Genomic DNA, 4,286 nt, shown 5'->3' with positions numbered 1-4,286 from the left:
CCGCGACCGCCGCCTGGCTGCACGGCACGGCGGCCCGGCGCGCCGTGGCCGAACGCTCCGGCGGACCCGTCACGGCGCTGGACGTGGCCGCGCACCTGCCCCTCGCGGTGGCCGCCGCGATCGCACAGGAATCCCCGACAGCCGACCTCTAGGATGGGGAGCCGTGTCGAGACGAGCCTGGCTGTGGGTCGCGTTCTTCGTCGTCCACGTCCTGGTCTCGGTGCTCGGCTGGATCGAGCCGAATGAGCCGATGGGCGACGTCTACCTCGTCTATGAGAAGTGGTCCAGCGCGTTCCTCAACGGCGGCACCTACAGCTACACCGACTCGCTGAAGGGCGTGACCGTCTCCCAGTACGTCGGCTATGTCGGGCTCGACGTCAGCTGGGTCTACCCGCAGCTCGCGCTCGTGCCGATGCTGCTGACCTGGCTGCTCGGCTGGGTGATCGGCTACACGCCCGCGTGGGCGGTGATGGTCACGGCGCTGGACGCCGCGGCCTTCGCGGTGCTGATCGGTCGCGGTCGCGCCGCCGGGCGCACCCTCGCCGGGGCGTTCTGGCTCGCGTTCATCCTGCTGCTGGGCCCGGTCGCGCTGTACCGCATCGACGCGATCACCGTGCCGCTCGGCATCCTGGGCTGTCTGTGGCTCATCGGCCGGCCGTGGCTGGGATCGGTGCTGCTGGCGGTCGCGACCTGGATGAAGGTGTGGCCCGCGGCGCTGCTGGCGGCCGCGGTCATCGCGGTGCGACGCCGCGCCGCCATCGTCGGCGGGGCGCTGGTGGTCTCGGCCCTGACGCTCGGGACGGTGATCCTGCTCGGCGGCGGCTCGTATGCGTTCGGATTCATCAGCGACCAGGCGGGACGCGACCTGCAGGTGGAGGCGCCGGTGAGCACCTTCTACCTCTGGGACTACATGCTCGACGGCAGCTCCGCGACGTTCTACGACCCCGACCTGCTGACCTTCGAGATATACGGCCCGTATGTGAACACGGTGATCCCGATCATGACGCCGCTGCTCGCGGTCGTCGTGCTCGCGGTCGCGGCCCTCGGCGCGTACAAGGCATGGCGCAAGGCGAGCTTCGTCTCGCTGTTCCCGCCGCTGGCGCTCGCGCTGGTGACGGCCTTCATCGCGTTCAACAAGGTCGGCTCGCCGCAGTACATCGTGTGGATCAGCGTGCCGTTGATCCTCGGGCTCACGCTCGACCGGCGGCGCTGGGTCAAGCCCGCAATACTGGCCCTGGGCATCTGTTTGACAACCCAGATCATCTACCCGCTGACGTACTATGACCTGCTCAAAGCCTTCCCGTTCCCGGTGGTCGTCATCACGATCCGCAACGCCCTGATGATCGCCCTGTTCGTGTGGTCCACGGTGCTGGTGGCGCGCACGCGCGTGCGGCACCGGCGCTCCGTCGGCGGGCTCGCCGAGCCCGCGCCCGAATCCGTCCTGACCGGAGGTCTCTGATGCTCATCGCCTTCTCCGTCGCCCCCAGCGGCACCGGCCGTGCCGACGGCTCCGTGCACGACGCCGTCGCCGCCGCGGTCCGCGTGGTCCGCGAGTCGGGCCTGCCTCACCGGACCACCTCGATGTTCACCGAGGTCGAGGGGGAGTGGGACGAGGTGTTCGACGTCGTGCGCCGCGCCACCGAGGCCGTGCTGCCGTACGGCTCGCGCGTCTCGCTCGTGCTGAAGGCCGACATCCGTCCCGGCCGCACCGGCGAGATCGACGGGAAGATCCAGCGGCTCGAGCAGGCGCTCGCCGATCAGGTGCCCGCCGACCCGGAGCTGACCGACCCGCACGCCGACGACGACTGGTGACCCGCGCCCGAAACGATTCGACAAGGGATGCCGCGTCCCGCTAGCATCGCGGGGTGACCTCCTCGACGATCTCGAGGGGCGCGGCGACGGGGGCGCTCCTCTCGCTGGCGATCGGCTCCTTCGGCATCGGCATGACCGAGTTCACCGTCATGGGGCTGCTGCCCGACATCGCGGCCGAGCTGCTGCCGACCGCCTGGGCGACCGGCCAGGAGTACGCCCTCGCGCAGGCGGGGTGGCTGGTCAGCCTGTACGCGCTCGGGGTCGTCGTCGGCGCGCCGACGATCGCGGCGGCGGTCGCCCGCTTCCCGCGGCACCGGGTCATGGTCGTGCTCGCGCTGGCGCTGACGGTGTTCACCGTGTTCACGGTCGTGGCGCCGACGTTCGGCCTGGTCGCGGTCTCGCGCTTCCTCGCCGGGCTGCCGCACGGCGCATACTTCGGCATCGGCGCGCTCGTCGCGGCGGACGTTCTCGGTCCGGGCCGACGGGCCAAGGGCGTCGCGTTCGTGCTCACCGGGCTGACCGTGGCGAACGTGATCGGCGTGCCGCTGGGCACCTACCTCGGTCAGCAGGTCGGATGGCGTGCGGCCTTCGCCGTGGTCGCGGCGATCTTCGCGGCGGCCACCGTCGCGATCTGGGCGCTCGTCCCTCGCGTGCCCGCGACCCCGGGACGCACGATGCGCGCGGAGCTGGGGGTCTTCCGCATCCCGCAGGTATGGCTCGCGCTGGCCACCGGGGCGATCGGCTTCGGCGGGTTCTTCGCCGTGTACAGCTACGTCGCGCCGGTCGTGACCGATGTCGCCGGCGCCGCGTCGTGGGTGGTGCCGGTCGTGCTGGTGGTCATCGGCATCGGGATGACCGCGGGCAACATCGTCGGCGGGCACCTCGCCGACATCGACCTGCGGCGCACGATCCTGTGGGGTCTGACCGGCTCGGCCGTCGTGCTGGCGGCGTTCGCGCTGACCGCGTCGTGGATCTGGGCGCTGGGCGCCCTCGCCTTCGGCGTCGGGTTCGTCTCCTCGGTGCTCAGCCCCGCCATCCAGACGCGGCTGATGGACGTCTCCGCGGACAACCAGTCGATCGCCGCGGCGCTGAACCACTCCGCGCTCAACATCGGCAACAGCCTGGGCGCGTTCCTGGGTGGGCTCGTGATCGCGGCGGGCTGGGGTCTGGTCGCGCCGGCCTGGGTGGGCGTGGCGCTGGCGCTGGCAGGACTCGGGATCGCGCTGGTGTCGTACCGGCTGCAGGACCGCTCCGCGCCGCGGCTGCGGCATCCCGAGCCCGTCCCCTTCGACTGAACGCGGGGCGAGGGACCCGGCGTCAGACGGGGACGGCGAGGAGCCGGCGCAGGTGGTGGCCGACGACGCCCGTCTCGATGAGGAAGCCGTCGTGACCGAAGTCGCTCGTGATGACCGCGGCCTGGTCGCCGTCGAGGGTGTCCGGGATGCCGCGGGCGATGCGCTGCTGGCCGTCCACCGGGAACAGCCGGTCGCTGTCGATGCCGAGCACGAGCGCGGTCGCGGTCACGCGCGCGAGCGCCGCCTCCACGCCGCCGCGGTCGCGGCCGACGTCGTGCGAGTTCATCGCCTCGACGACGGTGAGATAGCTGTTCGCGTCGAAGCGGCGCGTGAACTTGTTGCCATGGAAGTCGAGGTAGCTCTCCACCGCGAACCGGCCGCCGTGGCCGAGCGGGCTGACCCCGGACTGCCACGATCGTTGGAAGCGCTGGTTCAGCTCGGTGGGGCTGCGGTAGTTCAGCAGCGCCATGCGGCGTGCGAGCGCGAGACCGCGGTGCGGGCCCTCGCCCGGCACCGCGTCGTAGTACTCGCCGCCGGCGAAGCCCGGGTCGATGCGGATCGCCTCCAGCTGCACCGAGTTCAGCGCGATCTGGTCGGCGGTGTTCACCGGGGGGGCGGCCAGGATGCCGACCCGCGCCACGCGCTCCGGATGCGAGATCGCCCACTCCAGCGCGTGCATGCCGCCCATCGAACCGCCGATGACCGCCGCCCAGCGGTCGATGCCCAGCGCATCGGCGAGAGCGCGCTGCGCCTCGACCTGGTCGCGGATCGTGAGATACGGGAAGCGGGAGGCCCACTCGTAGCCGTCCGGAGCGATGCTGGCGGGGCCGGTGGAGCCCTGGCATCCGCCGAGCATGTTGGGCGCGATCACGAACCAGCGGTCTGTGTCGATCGCCGCGCCCGGCCCCACGATGTCGGGCCACCAGCCGGCGGTCGGATGGCCGGGGCCCGCGTTCCCGCGGACGTGGCTGTCGCCGGTGAGGGCGTGGACGACGAGCACCGCGTTGTCGCGGGCGGGGCTCAGCTCGCCCCATGTCTCGTAGGCGAGCCGGAAGCCGGGCAGCTCGGCCCCGCCCTCGGTCCGGAACGCCCCGAACGCGGCGAAGCGGCGGTCGCCGACCGGATCGCCGTCGCGCCAGGCGCCGGTGGCGGGCGGGCGTCCGCCGCGGAGCAGGCGGG

At 72.1% G+C, this 4,286-nt stretch carries 4 protein-coding genes; 3 read left to right on the top strand and 1 reads right to left on the bottom strand.

Annotated elements, in window-relative coordinates; genetic code table 11:
- Positions 1 to 163 precede the first annotated feature (163 nt).
- Genes QM626_RS08345 through QM626_RS08335 form a run of 3 tightly spaced genes read left to right on the top strand, consistent with a single transcriptional unit; the run spans position 164 to position 3,107 of the window.
- Entirely contained in the window at positions 164 to 1,459 is a 1,296-nt protein-coding gene (locus QM626_RS08345) for a glycosyltransferase family 87 protein (protein WP_415075913.1), read from the top strand.
- Positions 1,459 to 1,812 carry a thiamine-binding protein gene (locus QM626_RS08340; RefSeq protein WP_415075911.1) on the top strand — a complete coding sequence of 118 codons (354 nt, stop codon included), beginning with the start codon at positions 1,459 to 1,461 and terminating at the stop codon, positions 1,810 to 1,812. Before QM626_RS08345 ends, QM626_RS08340 begins: the two co-directional genes overlap by 1 nt.
- A 53-nt stretch (positions 1,813 to 1,865) precedes the next feature.
- Complete coding sequence (locus tag QM626_RS08335; protein WP_415075909.1) at positions 1,866 to 3,107, top strand: MFS transporter; 1,242 nt, start codon at positions 1,866 to 1,868, stop codon at positions 3,105 to 3,107.
- Between the two features lie 22 nt (positions 3,108 to 3,129).
- On the opposite strand, the gene metX is transcribed toward QM626_RS08335, so the two are convergent.
- Positions 3,130 to 4,281 carry a homoserine O-acetyltransferase MetX gene (metX, locus tag QM626_RS08330; RefSeq protein WP_415075915.1) on the bottom strand — a complete coding sequence of 384 codons (1,152 nt, stop codon included), beginning with the start codon at positions 4,279 to 4,281 and terminating at the stop codon, positions 3,130 to 3,132.
- Between the last annotated feature and the right edge of the window lie 5 nt (positions 4,282 to 4,286).

Source organism: Microbacterium sp. (genome assembly GCF_047606385.1).
GTDB lineage: Bacteria > Actinomycetota > Actinomycetes > Actinomycetales > Microbacteriaceae > Microbacterium.
The sequence above is the reverse complement of the archived record's forward strand: the minus strand, read 5'-3'. Positions and strand labels throughout refer to the sequence as shown.